The sequence below is a fragment of the Rhizobium sp. 862_C5_N1_2 genome, assembly GCF_051811205.1.
GTDB classification, from domain to species: Bacteria; Pseudomonadota; Alphaproteobacteria; order Rhizobiales; family Rhizobiaceae; genus Rhizobium; species Rhizobium leguminosarum.
Map to the genome: position 1 here is coordinate 461,782 of NZ_JBPWPT010000003.1, position 16,984 is coordinate 478,765.

The following is a 16,984-nucleotide window of genomic DNA, read 5'->3' on the forward strand; positions in this document are numbered from 1 at the left end:
TCAAATAAAGCCCGAGGCGCCAATCCGAGCGCTACGACTGCTGCAGTCCGTAGAGCAGCGGCATCAATCCTGCGAGCGCCCTGAAACGCTCCCACGACTTGGATGACGGCTTTGTCCAGCCCGTTTCGGCAAGTGCGGAAAGGCGCGGGAAGACGAGGCGGTCGAAAACGGCGCGGTCCGTCATCGGCTCGGACCAGATGCAGGCCTGGATGCCGAGAAGTTTCTGTTTCTGGCTCGCCGTCCAGCCGCCGATGGGATCGAAATTGTAGAGCTTCTCGGCATCCGAAGTCCCCGCCCAGCTGGCGCCGGGCTCATCCCAGTCGGGCCTGAGCGCCATGTCGAGGTAGTAGACCTGTCCGGGGCAGACGACGATTTCGTAGCCGCGCTCGGCCAGTTCGGCCGAGACCTCGACATTGCGCCAGCTGCAGAGATAGCTCTTCGACTTGTCGATGACATCGCCGTGGGCGGCCTCTTCCCAGCCGCCGGTGATGCAGCCCTTGCTCGCAAGGAAGCGCTGGACGCGGCTGAGGAACTCCGCCTGCAGGATGGCGGCACCCGAGCCGTGGATGTCGTCGGCGCCATGGGTATTGGTCACGACGTTCAGCCGCTTGGCATGGGCATCGGCAACCTCGTTGCCGGCCGCGCTGCGCAGACGTTCGAGCGCCTCCGGCGAACCCGACCACGCGCCAAGCGGAACCTCGTCGGCGCCGAGATGGATGATCTTGAACGGAAAGAGCTCGATGAGCTCGGAGAGGATCGTCTCGATGATCTCATAGGTCTTCTCGCGGGCCGGATTGATGCAATTGTCGGGAAAGCCCTGAACCGAATAATAGCTGCCGACCTCGGCCGGATCGCGCAGCTCCGGTATCGCTTGCAGCATGGCGTAGCAATGGCCGGGGACATCGATCTCCGGCACGATCTCCACGCCGAAGCTCTTGCCATGGGCGACGATCTCGCGGATGGCGGCCTTGGTGTAATAGCCGCCGGTGCGGGCCGGGCTCGAACCGAGCAGCGGCGGAACGGCCAGACCGTGGCCGCGCCAGGCGCCGACCGCGGTCAGATCAGGATAGGCGTCGATCTCGACGCGCCATGCTTCGTCGTCGGAAAGGTGCCAGTGGAAGCGGTTGAGCTTGTTCCAGGCAAGCACCGCCAACAGCTTCTTGACCTCGGCGGCGCCGTAGAACTGGCGGGCGACATCGAGATGCAGCCCGCGCCAACCCATCGACGGCTCATCGACGATCTCGCCGGCGGCCGGAAACTGGAAGACCTCGGGATGCAGCCTTACACCGCGCCAGATCTGGCCGAGCGTGACGAGACCGTAGAGGAAGCCAGTCCGGCTGCTTGCCTCGATCGTGATCGCCTCACCCTCGAAGCTCAGCCGATAGGCCTCCGGCCCGAACCCGGCGGCATCCTTCAGGGTAACCGGAACCGCGCCTTGCGCCTCGCTTCGCACGATGCCCTCGACGGCAAAGAGATGCTCTACCAGCGCTGCGAAGTTTCGTGCTGCCGCCTCCCCTTCAGCGCTCTGCGCCTGCGGCGCAAAACCGGCCGGCAGTGGCCGGCGGGAAGTGACCGACACATGGTTCGGCCAGGGGATGATCGACACCTGAACGGGCGCATTGACGGGCACCGGATAGATCTCGGCGCCACGCTTCAGCGGCGCATTGCTGACCGAAGATCGCGTCGGCTCTATGGTGAGGACGATCGTGCTGCCATCGGAAAGCGCGAGATAGCCGCTCGTCGCGCCGTCCGTCCAGTGACGGAACTGCCAGCTCAGCGCGTAGACCGAAATCGTCCACGTCTCGCCGGCGCCGAGAACGAAATTGGCCGGCGGCTGGAATTCGGTGAAATTCGAGAGCCGTTGCGAGACCGTCGCGCCTTCGACGCGACCCGCCGGATCGACACGGCCCGGGCCGCTCACGCAGAGGGAGAAATTCGAAAGCGGCTCGGTGCCGAGGTTCTTGAGGCGCAGGACATAGGAAAACTCCTTACCATCAGCAGGCGGATTCCAAAGGGTTTCAAGCCGCAGGGCTTTCGGTCGCGAAATGGACATGGTCACTCTTCCTTCTGAAGATCAGGTCTTGAGCATTCCGGCGTAAATGCCGGGAGCGGAATTGGGGATAGGCATGGCCCCTACGGCCTTTTCGTAAAAGGCAGAAGGGCCGACATCGCCGATGATCGCGTAGGCATAGCCCATCGCTGTCAGGTCGTTCAGGCTGGCAAAAAGCAATGCCCGGCCGATGCCGAGCCCGCGAAGGCCTTCGTCGACGCCGGTCGGTCCGAAGAAACCGCGTGCCGTCGCTTCATGGCAGGAAAAACCGACGAGCTTCTGTTCGCGCGTGGCGATGAAGCAGGTCGTCGGCTGGCGGGTCATCGCGACGGATGCCTCGCTCGCCCATCCCTCACCGAATTGGTCTGCGATCCAGCCAGTGATCAGCCGGAATTCCGGCGGCAGAGCCCGGCGGATCGTCACACCCTCGCGGGCCATTCGCTCGGGCGATTGCGTATCTTGCGGCAGGGTGGAAAGGTTTACCAGGTAGTCCACTTTGCCATCCTTCAGCCGGAAGCGCCGAGCGCGCGTATGAAATGATTGGAGCCGACCTGCTCGACGACAGTCGATTCCGGACGGCTGAGCGAGCGTACCTTTTCCGCTTGTTCGAGGAAACGCGCGCTTCCGCCCGTCACGAACGGCCGGCTGCCATCTGGAACGGCTGAAAGCAGCAATCTTGTATAGGGATGGCGCGGATCGGACAGAACCGCATCGGTGTCGCCCCATTCGACCATCTGGCCGGCGAACATGACGACGATCTCTTCGGCCACATGTGCGGCCGTTGCGATGTCGTGCGTGATATAGAGCATGGCGAGCTCATTCTCGCGTTTCACTTTCGCGAGCAGATCGAGAATGTCTTTGCGGATGGAGACATCAAGCATCGAGGTCGGCTCATCGGCAACCAGCACGCTCGGCGCGACGGCCAGCGCCCGAGCGATATTCACACGCTGCCGCTGCCCGCCCGAGAGTTCATGCGGGAATTTCTGCCTGGTCACATCGGGCTCCAGCCCGACGCTTGCCAGCAGGCGGGCAATCTCTTCGGGAAGATCCGCCCTGGAGCCGCTCTGCCGATGCAATTGCAGTGGCCGCGCCAGATGATGGCTGACCGTGAAGGCTGGGTTGAGCGACGAGAACGGATCCTGGAAGACCATCTGCACCTCCCTGCGGTACTGATGCTCATCCTTCGCCTCGCCGCGGGCGGTCAGATCCTGCCCGCGGAAAAACAGCCTGCCGCCCGTCGGTTTGTCCAAGCGGGCGATGATGCGGGCGCAAGTCGTCTTGCCGCAGCCGGATTCGCCGACCAGCGCCAATGCCCGCCCGGGAAAGAGCGAGAAGGACACACCTTTCAGCGCATGTACCGGGCCGAAATTACGCTTGATGTCTTCGAGCCGGATCACCGCGTCGGCGACAACAGGATTTGCCTCCGCTTTCATGCCAAGACTCCCGATAGATGCGGATTGCCCGGAAGCTGCGGAATGGCATTCCAAAGCTTGCGGGTATAATCGTGCCGCGGCGCTTGAGCGACCTGGCGCACGTCGCCCACTTCGACGAGTTCGCCCTTCAGCATCACGCCGATGCGCTGGCAGAGCTGCGCCATCAGATGCAGGTCATGGGTGATGAAGAGCACCGAAAAACCATAGGTCCGCTGCAGATCGACCACCTGCTCGAGGATCTCCCGCTGCACGACCACGTCGAGAGCCGTCGTCGGTTCGTCCATGATGATAAGCTCGGGTCTCAGCGCCAGGCAGATCGCGATGACGATGCGCTGGCGCATGCCGCCGGAGAACTGGTGCGGGTAGTCGCCGATGCGATGTGTGGGGATGCCGACGAGGCGGAACATCTCCTCGCCGCGAGCCCTTGATTCCTCATGCGAGCAACCGGTGTGTCGGCGCAGAACGTCATGGAACTGCGCCTCGACCCGCATCAGCGGATTGAGCGAATTCATCGCGCTCTGGAAGACCATGCCGATGCGCTTCCAGCGGATTTTCTGCAACTCGCGTTCGGGTAGCCTCAGGAGATCTTGTCCGTCTAGCCGGATGCTGCCGCCGCTGATCCAGGCAGGCGCCTTGGAAAGACGCGTGATGGCATAGGCAATCGTGCTCTTGCCGCAACCGGATTCACCCGCCAGCCCGAAGATCTCGCCGCGGCCGATATTGAAGGAGACCTCCTTCACGGCGCGGAATTCTCCCTTGTCGATGAGGTAATCGACATTGAGCTTTTCGATTTCCAGAAGATTGTCGCTCATCGGCCAAGCTCCAGTTCCCTGTTGCGGGCACGGTTGAGGCGGAACCAGCGCGTCAGCGCCGGGCCGGAGCGCAGCTGCGGATTGGCGATCTCGTCGAAGGTGAAATTCAGCAGCGCAAGACCAAGCCCCGTCAGCGCGATGCCAACTGCCGGCACCCCGATGTCCCACCATGCGCCGACCATGATCGCCGAGGAATTCTGGGCATTGTAGAGCATCGTGCCCCAGGAGACCTTCAGCGGATCGCCAAAGCCCAGATATTCGAGCGTCGTCTGGGCAACGATGGCATAGATGATGCTGCCGACGAGGTTGATGCCGATCAGCGTCGTCAGGTTCGGCAGGATTTCCACGAAGATGATGCGCCAGGCCGGCTCTCCGATCATCTTGGAGGCCGTGACGAAGTCACGATTGCGAAGCGCCATCGTCTGCGAGCGTGTCATGCGGGCGCCCCAGGGCCAGGAGGTCAGCGCGATGATCGCCATGATCGTCATCGGCCCCACCGTCCCGGCGAAGGAGGCGAGCAGGATCAGCAGCGGCATGTTGGGGACAACAAGCACGGCATTGGTCGCAAGATCGAGCACCGCATCGGTCCTGCCTCCGGCATAACCGGCGACGAGGCCGATGGCCGTGCCGAGAACGGTGATGGCAATGCCCGTGGCAAAACCGACGGAGAGAGAGCTACGGGCGCCCCAGACGAACTGGCGATAGACATCTCGCCCCATCTTCGTCGTGCCCATGACATGTTCGATCGACGGCGGTTGATGCGAGCGCCCGACACGCGCTCCGGGCTCGCCGGGCGCAACGATCGGCGCAAACAGCGCCATCAGCCACAGAGCCACAATGATGATGAGGCCGGCCAGCGCTTTCTTTTGCCTGAGGATGGGCCGCAGCGTAAAGCTCATCATACGGCCTCCCGCAATCTGGGATCGACGAGCCCGTAGATGATGTCGACGAGGAAGTTGGCACCCAGCGTCGCGAGCGTCATCAGCAGCAACTGTCCCTGGATGACAGGATAATCGCGGGCGATGCTCGCAGTATAAAGTGTAAGTCCCAACCTCGGATAGTTGAAGACGATCTCGGTGACGATCGAGCCGCCGAAGACGGCGCCGAGCATCAGCGCCAGGTTGGTCAGAACAGGAAGCATGGCGTTGCGTGCGCCGTAGCCGAACATGACGGTGAGGTGGCTGAGCCCCTTGGCGCGCGCCATGGTTACATAGTCCTCGCCGAGTACCGAGATCATCGACGAGCGCATCGTCGTCTGGAATTCGCCGATCAGGAACGGCGAAAGCGTCAGGACCGGCAGGATCGCATGGGCGAACACGCTGCCAATGAAGGTGAAATCGAAGGCGGGATCGAGGTTGGGATCATAGGCATATCCCACCGGAAACCAGCGCAGTGAGACCGCGAAGACGAAAAGTGTCGTCAGCGCCACGATGACAGGCGGCACCGAAATCACGATCACGGAGAGCGGCGAGACGATCGTGTCGAAGCGTCCGCCGCGACGCCAGGCCGAGATCGCGCCGAGCACGACACCGACGCAGAGCGAAAAGATGATCGCGGTGGTGACAAGGAAGACCGTCCAGAGCGTCGAACGGCCAAGAACCTGGACGACGGTCTGGGGGTAATATTTGACCGAGACGCCGAGATCGAGGGTCGCCAACCCCTTCACGTAATCGACGAACTGCCAGAGCATCGGCTGGTCGACCGCGCCGAAACGCGCCTTGATCGCCTCGACGGCGGCAGGTGTTGCCCGCGGGCCGAGCTGGGCGACCATGGCATCGACAGGACTCCCCGGCATGAGCCGGGGAAGAATGAAGTTCATGACGATGGCGAACGCCAGGGCGACCGCATAGACGCCGAGGCGCCGGCTCGAAACGCGCATTTCCGCTCCCTCGCGAGGCTTATTGGACCGGCTTGAGGCGCAGCAGATGCATCAGGCGCATGCGGTTGTTGTCATGATCCTCCGGATTCATGACGGGATCCTTGTCGGTGACCCAGCCGGTGAAGCGCTTGCTGGAGAACTGATACCAGGTCGGCCCGTTGAATACCGGCACGACAGGGAAGTCGTCGGCAATCAGCAGCTGGATGTCGTTGAAGATCTTCTTGTGATCGTCCTCCGACGTCGCCTTCAGATACTGATCGAAAAGCGCGTCCAGCTTCGGGTTCGAATAGCGCGAGGGCGCGCCGGTGATGCGCCCGCCGTAAGCGGTCGACAAGCTCTGGTAATAGCCGCGGAATGGCGTTGCCCCGTCGGCGCGGGAGTTCATGACGACCTCGAAGCTGCCATCGATGATCTGCTTGCGCCATTGTTCATATTCCGGCGTGGCAACGGACGCGTTGATGCCGGCTGCACGCAGTCCTTCGACCGCAATCTGGACCGCATCGATCCAGTCCGTCCAGCCGTTCGGAACGATGATCGGGAAGGCAATCGGCTTGCCGCTCGGCGTGGTGCGGAAGCCGTCGGCACCCTTCTTGTAGCCGGCATCGTCGAGAATCTTGTTGGCCTTCTCGGTATCGAAGCCCATGAAGGCGTCCTTGTCGCCTTCGGCGCCCTTGTTGCGCCAGGTCTCAAAACGCGGCGGCAGGCCGGTCGCATGCACGTTGACGACAGGATAGCCGAAGCCGGCAATATCGACCATCGACGCGCGGTCCATGGCGAGGCTGAAGGCATGGCGGAAGTTCAGATCCTTATAGGCCTCGAGGTTGCCTTCATTGCCGCTCTTGAAGTTCATCTGGAAGGCGACGGTTTCGGCCGGCGGCTGCCAATAGCCGTTATGGTCGGGATCGAGCGCCACGAAGGTCTTGTCGATCTGCGGAATGAAGGATCCGATCCAGTCCATGTTGCCTTCCGGCAGGATGGCAAGCATCTGGTCGTTGCCTGATATCTGCGGCAGCCTCAGGCAATCGACATGCAGCGAGGCGGCATCCCAATAGTTCGGGTTGCGGCATTGCTCATAGACCTGCGGCGTGAAACGGCGCAGCTCCGTCATCGGGCCGGAACCGACCGGCTTCTCGTTCTTGAAGGCGACCGGATCGGAAACGTCCTTCCAGATATGCTCGGGAACGACGGCGAGATCGGCAAGCGTTTCCGGGAAATCGGAGTTCACGGCCTTGAGATCGATCCTGACCTCGGTCGCCGACGGCGCCTCGACGGAGGCAATGGTTTCGCCGACGCCGACAGTGTCGAGCGCGGGGTTCTTCAGCATGAGATCGATCGTGTACTTCACGTCAGCCGACGTCAGCGGCTGGCCGTCGGACCACTTCAGACCAGGCCGCAGCGTATAGGTGACTGATTTCATATCCTCGGAGAATTTATAGTCGGTCGCCAGGCGAAACACCGGCTTGCCGCCATCCTCGGCATTGAAGATGACCAGGGGCTCGTAGATGAAATCCATCGTGCTCTGCCGGCGGCCGGCAAGGTCGAACGGATTGAAGTTCTGAACCCAGCTGCTCTGCTCCTCGATATGCATCGTCAGCACCGACTCTGCGGCTGCACCCCCCGCCCCAAAAACGACGAGCGCCGTCAGAGCGGTTGCCGCCGCAAAGCCAGCGCGCATGGAATTGTTGCGGATTCCACTCTTGCTCAATCTCATTCCATCGTTCCCCTTGTTGCTTATTTTTGAAGTCAATCAAATTGATTTAATATTGATAGTCAGTTTCCTGCCGACACGTCAATTGGCGATCTCAAACTTTTTGCAACGGCCTCGGAGCCGGTTACATGCGTTGTTTTGTAAGGATAATTCCGGCGTTAATAATTAATGTACCTTTAAGTACCATAATTTTTTCAACGATGGCGAATCGACCTGCTCGAACATTGGTCGATAAGCATGAGGCTGCTCGCCACGGCCGGGATGTCACCCGGGATGCAACACATTCAACTTCTAAGAGCGGGTCGAATTTCCCATGACGAGCATCAACACGAACAATTCAGCGATGTCTGCCCTTCAGACGCTGCGCAACATCAACTCCAGTCTCGAAACGACACAGAATAGTGTTTCTACCGGCTATCGGGTCGACACCGCATCCGACAACGCCGCCTACTGGTCGATCGCAACCACGATGCGGTCCGACAACAAGGCGCTCTCCGCCGTGTCCGACGCGCTGGGCCTTGGCGCAGCAAAGGTCGATACTGCCTACACGGCCATGGACAATGCGATCGACGTTGTCGACGAGATCAAATCCAAGCTTGTCGCAGCGACCGAGGACGGTGTCGACAAGTCCAAGGTCCAGGAAGAAATCAGTCAGCTTCAGGAACAGCTGCTGAGCATTGCCCAGTCGGCGTCGTTCTCGGGTGAAAACTGGGTCGCGGGCGCGGATGGCACGAAAAGTGTCGTATCGTCCTTCGTTCGCGACGGCTCCGGCGCCGTTTCCGTTAAAATGACGGAATACGCTCTGGATACCAGCTCCACGGGCAATGTGTTGTTCGGCATGAGCAGCGGGACGATCGATACCGCGTCCGGCATCCTCGGAACGGCTGATGCAAACGGCGATTCCGTCTATTCGCTTGATATCACCGACTTCACCACCGGTCAGATCCAGTCGGCGCTGTCGACCATCGAATCCGCACTGTCGGCAATGACCTCTGCCGGTGCGCAACTAGGTTCGATCTCGACGCGCATCGATCTGCAGGAAGACTTCGTCAGTGCACTTTCCGATTCGATCGACTCGGGTGTGGGCCGGCTGGTCGACGCCGACATGGAGGAGGAGTCGAGCAAACTGTCTGCCTTGCAAACACAACAGCAGCTTGCGATCCAGTCGCTATCGATCGCGAATTCGTCGTCGCAGAACATCCTGTCGCTCTTCCGCAGCTAAGCGCCGGATATATAGGACGCTCGGAGCAAATCCGTTGGTGAGACGATCGAGCCTGGCCCACCCGGTCAGGCTCGATCGCGTTCAACTCACTCGTGCAAATTTGTGTCGGCGGGTCCCTATCCCTCCTGTCCTCATCCGAACTATGGTGTCGCGATCGGCGAAATCGCGGTTCACTTCCGAGCCATGCTGTCCGTCGTCCCGATCGCAACCACGATCGGCCTTAGTCTTCGCACTCCAGGGCGGAGAACGCAGCGCGCGGGATCATCGCATGTCGGAACGACTTCAATCTGCCCGTCCTGATGAAACGCCCGCCATCGTCTGGCTCGGCTTCATGGCGATGTGCGTCGGCATGTTCATGGCGATCCTCGACGTCCAGGTGGTGGCAACATCGCTGCCGACCATCCAGTCCGCGCTGGGTATCGATCCGGATCAGATGAGCTGGATACAGACGGCCTATCTCATCGCCGAAGTGGTCGCGATCCCGCTCACCGGCTTCTTGACCCGGCTGCTGACGATGCGATGGCTTTTCGTCATTGCCATCAGCCTGTTCGTCGCAGCCTCCGCCGGCTGTGCGGCCAGCGGCAGCTTCGGCGAGTTGGTGGCCTGGCGGGTGCTTCAGGGTTTTTCCGGCGGAACCCTGATCCCATCGGTGTTTTCAGCCGTGTTCATCCTCTTTCCGAACGAGCGGCAGGCGCTTGCGACGACGATCGCCGGCGTGCTTGCGGTGCTTGCTCCAACCGTCGGACCGATCGTCGGCGGATGGCTGACGCAGACCTATTCCTGGCACTGGCTTTTCCTGATCAACATCATCCCCGGTATCATCTCGGCAATCCTGGCCGCACGGTCCCTGCCGCGGCAGGCGACCGATCCGTCCGAACTCAGGCATCTCGATGGTCTGTCGCTCCTGCTGATGGCGACCGCGCTGACGACTTTGGAACTCAGCCTGAAGGAGGCGCCGACGAGCGGCTGGATCTCGGCCTATGTGCTCAGCCTGCTCACCGTCTGCCTGGCTTCGGGAGGCATCTTCGTCTGGCGAACGATTCGCCGAGACAGGCCGATCGTCGATCTCGGCAATTTCGGCGATCGGAACTTTCTCGTCGGCTCGGTTCTGAGCTTCGTCCTTGGCATCGGCCTTTTCGGTTCGGTCTATCTCATGCCGGTCTTCCTCGCTTTTATCAGGGGGCATGACGCGCTTGAGATCGGGATGACGATGCTGGTCACCGGCATCGCGCAGTTGGTGACGGCGCCGATTGCGGTCGCGCTGGAGAAGCGCATGGATGCGCGGCTGCTGTCGGCGGCCGGTTTCGCGCTCTTTGCGATCGGCGTCGGGATGAGCGCGTTTCAGGATCCTCGCACGGATTATGACGCGATGTTCTGGCCGCAGGTCGTGCGCGGCGTCGCCATCATGTTCTGCCTGCTGCCGCCGACGCGGCTGGCGCTCGGCACACTTCCGCCAGATCGCATCCCCGATGCCAGTGGACTTTTCAACCTGATGCGCAATCTCGGCGGGGCGATCGGCATCGCGCTGATCGACACCATCATCTACACGCGCTCGGAACCGCTGGGGCAGGCCCTGTGGACCCGTCTTCAAGCCGGCGACATCGGGGCTGGGGCATTCGTCGGCGCGCCTCCGCAGACCATATCGGCACATAGCGGCAGCTTCGATGCCGATACCATGGCGCTGCTCGATCCGCTGGTCCAGACCGCGGCAAGCGTCCAGGCGATCAACGAAGCCTGGATGATCGTCGCTATCCTGACCGGCTGCGCCCTGCTCTCGGTGCCCTTCGCCAGGCGACCGGCCACAACGTGAAAACCATGGTGACAAGTTGCCGATCTTCCGATCGCCGGTAAGATTTCTCTCAATCATTTTGCGTCATCTTCCAGTTCCCTTCTGAAGCCAATCGACGAGATCTCAATGGCCACGGACCTTACGCGCAGTTTTCAAATGCCCCGACGCGAAGAGCTTGGCCTCTTCACGATCAGCAACGGATCCGGCCTGTCGATAGCGGCCCTGCCGAACGGCACGCTGTTTGCCATCGAATATGCCGACGACAAGGGATCGGTGCAGATCAACCAGATCCAGGGCTCGCCGCTCACCGGCGGCATCGGACGGCTGTATCTGCGCATCGGCGGTGCGGCACCTGATGTCGTTGAGATTGTCGGGCCTCGCGCCAATGGCAGCTTCGGGCACGATGCGACGAGCTTCTCCTGGAGCGGCAAGAGAGGCGATATCGGCTACACCGTCCGCCTCGAGCTTCATCCCTCCGAAACGGCCTGGTTCTGGCGTGTCTCCATCCGCCATCTGAAGGATGGAGCGCTGCCGGTGGATCTGGTACTGATCCAGGACGTCGGTCTCGGCGACCGCGGCTTCCTGATGAACAGCGAAGCCTATGCATCGCAATATGTCGATCACCATATCACCGATCATGAGACATTCGGCCCGGTCGTGATGAACCGGCAAAATCTCAAGCAGTCGGGTGCCCGCAACCCCTGGCTCGTGCAAGGCTGCCGCGATGGGGCGGCTGCCTATGCCACGGATGCCATTCAGCTGGTGCAGGCGAAGGACCGCCTCGACGATCAGCTGGTCGGCGCCTTCGGCACCAGCCTGCCGAGCAAACGGCGGCAGCAAGAGACGGCGTGTCCCGCCATCCAGTCGAAATCGCTCTCCGTGCCGGCAAGCGGTGTGACCGCGACCTTCTTTGCCGTCTTCGCCGCCGATCATCCCGAGGCGTCGAGCGATGCCGACCTTTCACGACTTGACGCGCTTGCGGCGACCAACAGTGCGGCCGCCGATATCGAGGAGGTCACGCCGGTCCGCAGCCTGCTTCAGGATGCTGCCCTGCTGAAGGCGGAGGCGCTGGATAAAAAGGCGATCACCAAGCTCTATCCGGAGCGGAGCCTGGAAGAGCGTGTCGACGGAAAGCTTCTTTCGTTTTTCGTGTCGGAGGGTGTTTTGAACCGGCATGTGGTCCTGCGCGACAAGGAGCTCATCGTGGCGCGCCGTCACGGCGCGATCGTCAGAAGCGGTGAGAATATGCTGCTCGATGATGCGACGCTTGCCGCGACCTGCTGGATGCAGGGCATTTTTGCGGCGCAGCTGACGATCGGCAATACGTCTTTTCACAAGCTCTTTTCCGTCTCCCGTGACCCCTACAATCTGACGCGCGCCAGCGGGCTGCGCATCATGGCGGATGTCGGCGCCGGCTGGCAGCTTCTGGCGGTGCCGTCGGCTTTCGAAATGGGACTCAGCGATTGCCGTTGGATCTATCGCTTCTCCGAACGCACGATCATCGTATCGGCAGTCGCCTCCGGCGAGGATGCGGCGATGCAGTGGACCGTCTCTGTCGAGGGCGAGCCATGCCGCTTCCTGGTGTTTGGTCATGTCGTGCTCGGCGAGCGCGAATATGACGCGGGCGGGCAGATCGCATTCGACACCTTAGCCAAGCGTATTCTTTTCCGGCCGGACCCGGCCTGGCTCTGGGGCGAGCGTTATCCCGATGCCAGCTATTGGTTGGTGAGTTCGACGCCCGATGCCATCGAGGAGATCGGTGGCGACGAGTTGCTCTATAGCGACGGGATGGCGCGCAACGGCGCCTTCGTCGCGCTGCGATCGCGACCGACGCAGACGCTTTCCTTTGCCGTCGTCGGCTCGATGACCGATGCGGCGGAGGCCGAGCGCCTGGCGCAACGATATGAGGCCGGCGTCACCGGTGATGCCATGCTTGCGCCGGCATCAAAATTCTGGCGGAACGCCGTGCGCGGCGTGACGATCGCCAGCACCTCGCCCGACCTTGCCGCGCAGACGGCCCTGCTTCCCTGGCTCGCGCATGATGCCATTGTGCATCTGAGCGTGCCGCACGGCCTCGAGCAATATACCGGCGCTGCCTGGGGTACGCGCGACGCCTGCCAGGGGCCGATCGAATTCCTGCTCGCCTACGAGCATGACCGCGAAGCCAAGGAGGTGCTGAAGACCGTCTTCAGCGAACAGTACCTGGAAAAAGGCGACTGGCCGCAGTGGTTCATGCTGGAGCCCTATGCCAATATCCGGGCGGGCGACAGCCACGGCGATATCGTCGTCTGGCCGCTGAAGGCGCTCTGCGACTATATTGAAGCAACCGGCGATCTCGCCATCCTCGACGAGAAAGTCTCCTGGCGTGATGAAAAGACGATGGCCAGGGCACCGGAGCCCGACACCATCGCAATCCATGTCGAGAAGCTGCTCGATACCGTTCGCGAAGCTTTCATCCCGGGAACGCATCTGATCCGCTATGGCGAGGGAGACTGGAACGATTCCCTGCAGCCGGCCGATCCGCATCTGCGCGATTGGATGGTCAGTAGCTGGACCGTTGCTTTGCTCTACGAGCAGATCGTCCGTTATTCCGCGATCCTGCGCCGCCTCGGCCATGGCAACAAGGCCAAGGGCTTGCGGAAGATCGCAACGGCGATGCGCCGGGATTTCAACCGCCATCTCGTGCGTGACGGTATCGTTGCCGGCTACGGCATCTTCGATCCCAGCCATGATGGCGTCGAATTGCTGCTGCACCCGAGCGACCGGCGCACCGGGCTGCATTACTCGCTGATCTCGATGACGCAGGCGATGCTCGGCGGCCTCTTCACGCCGGTTCAGCGACGCGATCATATGAAGCTGATCGAAGAGCATCTGCTCTTTCCCGACGGCGTGCGGCTGATGGAAAAGCCCGCGACCTACGCCGGAGGGCCCGAGACGCTGTTTCGCCGCGCCGAATCCTCCTCTTTCTTCGGGCGCGAGATCGGGCTGATGTACGTGCATGCGCATCTGCGCTACTGCGAGACGCTGGCGCTGGAGGCGGAAGTGGACGAGCTCTGGAAGGCGATCGCCGTCGTCAATCCGATTTCAGTCACATCAGCGCTGTCGCATGCCTCGCTGCGCCAGCGCAATACCTATTTCAGCAGCAGCGACGCGGCTTTCCATGATCGTTATCAGGCGGCGGCCGAATGGGAGCGGGTCAAGGCGGGAGAGATCGCCGTCGACGGTGGATGGCGCATCTATTCAAGCGGCCCCGGGCTCTACACCAGAAGCGTCGTCGAAAATATCCTCGGCTTCAAACGGCGCTTCGGCCGACGCAAACGCAAACCGCTTCTTCCCGCGATCCACGCCTCGGTCGATCTGCAAACCGACCACGCCGCCTGGCTTCGGCTGATGAGACCGAAGCCTGAGGTGTGAAAAGGATTATGCCGTAGCGTCGCGCAACTCCTCGAAGCGCGCGGCGCTCTTCGACAGGTGGCTTCGGATGGCGCGGCGCGCGGCGGGCTCGTCGCGGTCGCGGATTGCCGCGAATATGGCATGGTGTTCCCTGCGCATGCGCGCCGCATGGCGCTTGCGCTCGGCTGATGTCATCTTGTCCAAGCGCGCCCACTGCCGCGGCACCATGATGTTGCCGAACGTGTCGAAGAGGCGGCCGTAATAGGAGTTCTGTGTCGCGACCAGAATGGACCTGTGGAAGGCGTAATCCTCCTGCGCGCCGTATCCGCCCTCTTCGAGCGCCTTGTCGAGGGCATCGAGACGATCCTGCATGCGGTCGATATCCTCCTGCGTGCGCCGCAGCGCGGCAAGGCCGGCGGCTTCGTATTCGATCCCCATGCGCAGCTCCAGCACGCGCAGAACCTCGTCGATCGACTGCAGGTCGTTCGGAATGATCGAGAAGGATCTCGGTGTCGGATCGTTCGAGACGAAAGCCCCAAGGCCTTGCCGTGTGGTGATCAACCCCTTTGCACGCAGGGCGGCAAGCGCTTCGCGAACGATCGTCCGGCTGACGCCGGTCGCCGTCATGATCGCCTGTTCGGTCGGCAGGCGCTGGCCGGGCTTCAGGTCGCCGGACTCGATTTGCGCCGTCAACATATCGGCAAGGTTGCTGCGCAGGTTCGGCGCCTGCTGAATGGTATTGAAGACCGCGTTGTCCTTATCTGCCATCCTGTTTCGAAATCCTGGTGTCGAGGCGGCTGCGCCGACCCCGTTTCCTGTTCGCATTCCGCATCTACGCCGATACGGTGGGCAGCAGCCCTAGCGCATAACCCCGAAAACCGGAATCAATTTTCGGGGTTATGCGGAGAGTCGAAGCGATAGAGCATCCTTAGCCCGCCTGAAAAGAGGCACGGCGTGAGACCGATCAGCGCGCCAGCCAACCGCCATCGACGGGCAGCACCGTTCCATGCACGTAGTCGGACGCCGACGATGCCAGGAATACGGCCGCACCGCCGAGTTCGGACGGCGTTCCCCAGCGCCCGGCCGGGATGCGGGCAAGGATGGCGGCATTGCGGTCGGCATCCTCGCGCAGCGCCGTGGTGTTGTTGGTCACGAAATAGCCCGGGGCAATGGCGTTGACGTTGACGCCCTTGCCGGCCCATTCGCAGGCCAGCAGCTTGGTCAGGCCGGCGAGGCCACTTTTCGAGGCGGTATAGGACGGGATCCGGATGCCGCCCTGGAAGGAGAGCAGCGAGGCGATGTTGATGATCTTACCCCTGCCCTTGTCGACCATGTGGCGGCCGGCGGCCTGCGACAGGAAGAAGGCAGTCTTCAGGTTGACGTCGATCACCGCGTCCCAGTCTTCCTCGGTGAAGTCGAGCGCATCGGCGCGGCGGATGATGCCGGCATTGTTGACGAGGATGTCGAGGCCGCCGAAGGTCTGGATGGTCTCAGTGACGATCCCCTTCACCGGTTCGATGCTGGCAAGATCGGCCTTGACGACATGAAAGCGGCTTCCCGCTTCCTTCACCAGCGCCTCGGTTTCGTCCATTGAGGAGCGTCCGACGGCGACGATCGACGCACCGGCCGCTGCCAGTGCGGCCGCGATGGCCTGGCCGAGCCCTGTATTGGCGCCGGTGACGACGGCAACCCGGCCAGAAAGGTCGAAGGGATTTGCCACGACGCTCACCTCAGATCCGCAATGGCGATATGGTCCATGTCGGTAAAGCTCTTATTGTCGCCGGCCATCGCCCAGATGAAGCTGTAATTCTTGGTGCCGGCGCCCGAATGGATCGACCAGGGCGGCGAGATGACCGCTTGTTCGTTGGCGACAAGCATATGCCGGGTCTGCTGCGGCTCGCCCATGAAGTGGAACACACGCTGTTCCGCTTCGAGATCGAAATAGAGATAGGCTTCCATGCGGCGGTCATGCGTATGGGCCGGCATGGTGTTCCAGACGCTGCCCGGTTCGATCATGGTGAAGCCCAGGGTGAGTTGGCAGGATTGGCAGACTTCCGGGTGGATGAACTGGTAGATCGACCGCTTGTTGGCTGTGGCGGCTTCGCCCGGCGTCAGGTGACGGGCCTTTTCGCGGGTGAGCAACACGGTTGGATGGGCTTGATGCGCTGGCGTCGAGACCAGATAGAACTTTGCCGGATTGGCAGCATCCGCGCTCTCGAAGCTGACGTCCTTGGCACCCTTGCCGACATACAGGCAATCATATTTGGCAAGATCGTAATTCGTGCCGTCGACGATGATGCGGCCGGCACCACCGATGTTCAGGGCGCCGAGTTCACGTTCGGCAAGGAAGGTTTCCTGTCCGATCGCCGTCGGCGCCGTCAGCGTCAGCCCGGAGCCGAGCGGCGTCGCGCCGCCGATGACCATTCGGTCGTAATGCGAATATGTGAGCCGGATCTCGCCGCTCGCGAAGACGGTTTCCACCAGAAAGTGACGCCGCAGCGTCTCCGTGTCGAAATCACGCACGGCCTCTGGATGGGAGGCGTGCCTCACGTCGATCTGCATGTCAATTTTCCTTCCGCTTCATTGTCGCTAGGGGTCGTCGCTATTGCGGAAGCCGGTCTTGTCCGGCCTGTTCCGCTGCGGCGGTATCCATCCGGTTACATAGTTGTACGACAAGTTTGGTGTCAACAGGTTTGTC

The 16,984-nt window shown here is 61.8% G+C and carries 13 protein-coding genes; 3 read left to right on the forward strand and 10 right to left on the reverse strand.

Going from position 1 to position 16,984, the window contains the following annotated elements:
- Positions 1 to 31: 31 nt before the first annotated feature.
- From ACD590_RS32150 to ACD590_RS32180, 7 genes are read right to left on the reverse strand one after another with little or no spacing between them, the layout of a single operon-like run.
- Entirely contained in the window at positions 32 to 2,053 is a 2,022-nt protein-coding gene (locus ACD590_RS32150) for a beta-N-acetylhexosaminidase (protein ID WP_439004177.1), read from the reverse strand.
- Positions 2,054 to 2,074: 21 nt separating this feature from the next.
- Positions 2,075 to 2,545 carry a GNAT family N-acetyltransferase gene (locus tag ACD590_RS32155; protein WP_439004178.1) on the reverse strand — a complete coding sequence of 157 codons (471 nt, stop codon included), beginning with the start codon at positions 2,543 to 2,545 and terminating at the stop codon, positions 2,075 to 2,077.
- Between the two features lie 11 nt (positions 2,546 to 2,556).
- Positions 2,557 to 3,483 carry an ABC transporter ATP-binding protein gene (locus tag ACD590_RS32160; RefSeq protein ID WP_439004179.1) on the reverse strand — a complete coding sequence of 309 codons (927 nt, stop codon included), beginning with the start codon at positions 3,481 to 3,483 and terminating at the stop codon, positions 2,557 to 2,559.
- Positions 3,480 to 4,295 (reverse strand): ABC transporter ATP-binding protein, encoded by an 816-nt coding sequence (locus ACD590_RS32165; protein ID WP_113543205.1) that lies wholly within the window; start codon positions 4,293 to 4,295, stop codon positions 3,480 to 3,482. The genes ACD590_RS32160 and ACD590_RS32165 overlap by 4 nt, the downstream gene beginning before the upstream one ends.
- Complete coding sequence (locus ACD590_RS32170; RefSeq protein WP_018246110.1) at positions 4,292 to 5,194, reverse strand: ABC transporter permease; 903 nt, start codon at positions 5,192 to 5,194, stop codon at positions 4,292 to 4,294. The genes ACD590_RS32165 and ACD590_RS32170 overlap by 4 nt, the downstream gene beginning before the upstream one ends.
- Positions 5,194 to 6,174, reverse strand: coding sequence for an ABC transporter permease (locus ACD590_RS32175; protein WP_439021048.1), 981 nt, complete (start codon positions 6,172 to 6,174; stop codon positions 5,194 to 5,196). The genes ACD590_RS32170 and ACD590_RS32175 overlap by 1 nt, the downstream gene beginning before the upstream one ends.
- A gap of 19 nt (positions 6,175 to 6,193) precedes the next feature.
- Entirely contained in the window at positions 6,194 to 7,885 is a 1,692-nt protein-coding gene (locus ACD590_RS32180) for an ABC transporter substrate-binding protein (protein ID WP_166465931.1), read from the reverse strand.
- A gap of 310 nt (positions 7,886 to 8,195) precedes the next feature.
- Between ACD590_RS32180 and ACD590_RS32185 the strand changes: the two genes are divergently transcribed.
- The 3 genes from ACD590_RS32185 (at position 8,196) to ACD590_RS32195 (ending at position 14,307) form a co-directional block, all read left to right on the forward strand.
- Positions 8,196 to 9,104: a flagellin N-terminal helical domain-containing protein gene (locus ACD590_RS32185; protein ID WP_018246113.1), complete on the forward strand. Its 909-nt coding sequence runs from the start codon at positions 8,196 to 8,198 to the stop codon at positions 9,102 to 9,104.
- Positions 9,105 to 9,372: 268 nt separating this feature from the next.
- Positions 9,373 to 10,914: a DHA2 family efflux MFS transporter permease subunit gene (locus ACD590_RS32190; protein WP_439004181.1), complete on the forward strand. Its 1,542-nt coding sequence runs from the start codon at positions 9,373 to 9,375 to the stop codon at positions 10,912 to 10,914.
- Positions 10,915 to 11,019: 105 nt separating this feature from the next.
- Positions 11,020 to 14,307 (forward strand): GH36-type glycosyl hydrolase domain-containing protein, encoded by a 3,288-nt coding sequence (locus ACD590_RS32195; RefSeq protein WP_439004182.1) that lies wholly within the window; start codon positions 11,020 to 11,022, stop codon positions 14,305 to 14,307.
- A 6-nt stretch (positions 14,308 to 14,313) separates the two neighbouring features.
- Here the strand turns inward: ACD590_RS32195 and ACD590_RS32200 are convergent, their stop codons facing one another.
- The 3 genes from ACD590_RS32200 to kduI form a co-directional block, all read right to left on the reverse strand.
- Complete coding sequence (locus tag ACD590_RS32200) at positions 14,314 to 15,054, reverse strand: FadR/GntR family transcriptional regulator (protein ID WP_018246116.1); 741 nt, start codon at positions 15,052 to 15,054, stop codon at positions 14,314 to 14,316.
- A 196-nt stretch (positions 15,055 to 15,250) separates the two neighbouring features.
- Positions 15,251 to 16,015 carry a 2-dehydro-3-deoxy-D-gluconate 5-dehydrogenase KduD gene (kduD, locus tag ACD590_RS32205; RefSeq protein ID WP_018246117.1) on the reverse strand — a complete coding sequence of 255 codons (765 nt, stop codon included), beginning with the start codon at positions 16,013 to 16,015 and terminating at the stop codon, positions 15,251 to 15,253.
- Positions 16,012 to 16,848, reverse strand: coding sequence for a 5-dehydro-4-deoxy-D-glucuronate isomerase (gene kduI / locus ACD590_RS32210; protein ID WP_018246118.1), 837 nt, complete (start codon positions 16,846 to 16,848; stop codon positions 16,012 to 16,014). Before kduI ends, kduD begins: the two co-directional genes overlap by 4 nt.
- Positions 16,849 to 16,984 lie beyond the last annotated feature (136 nt).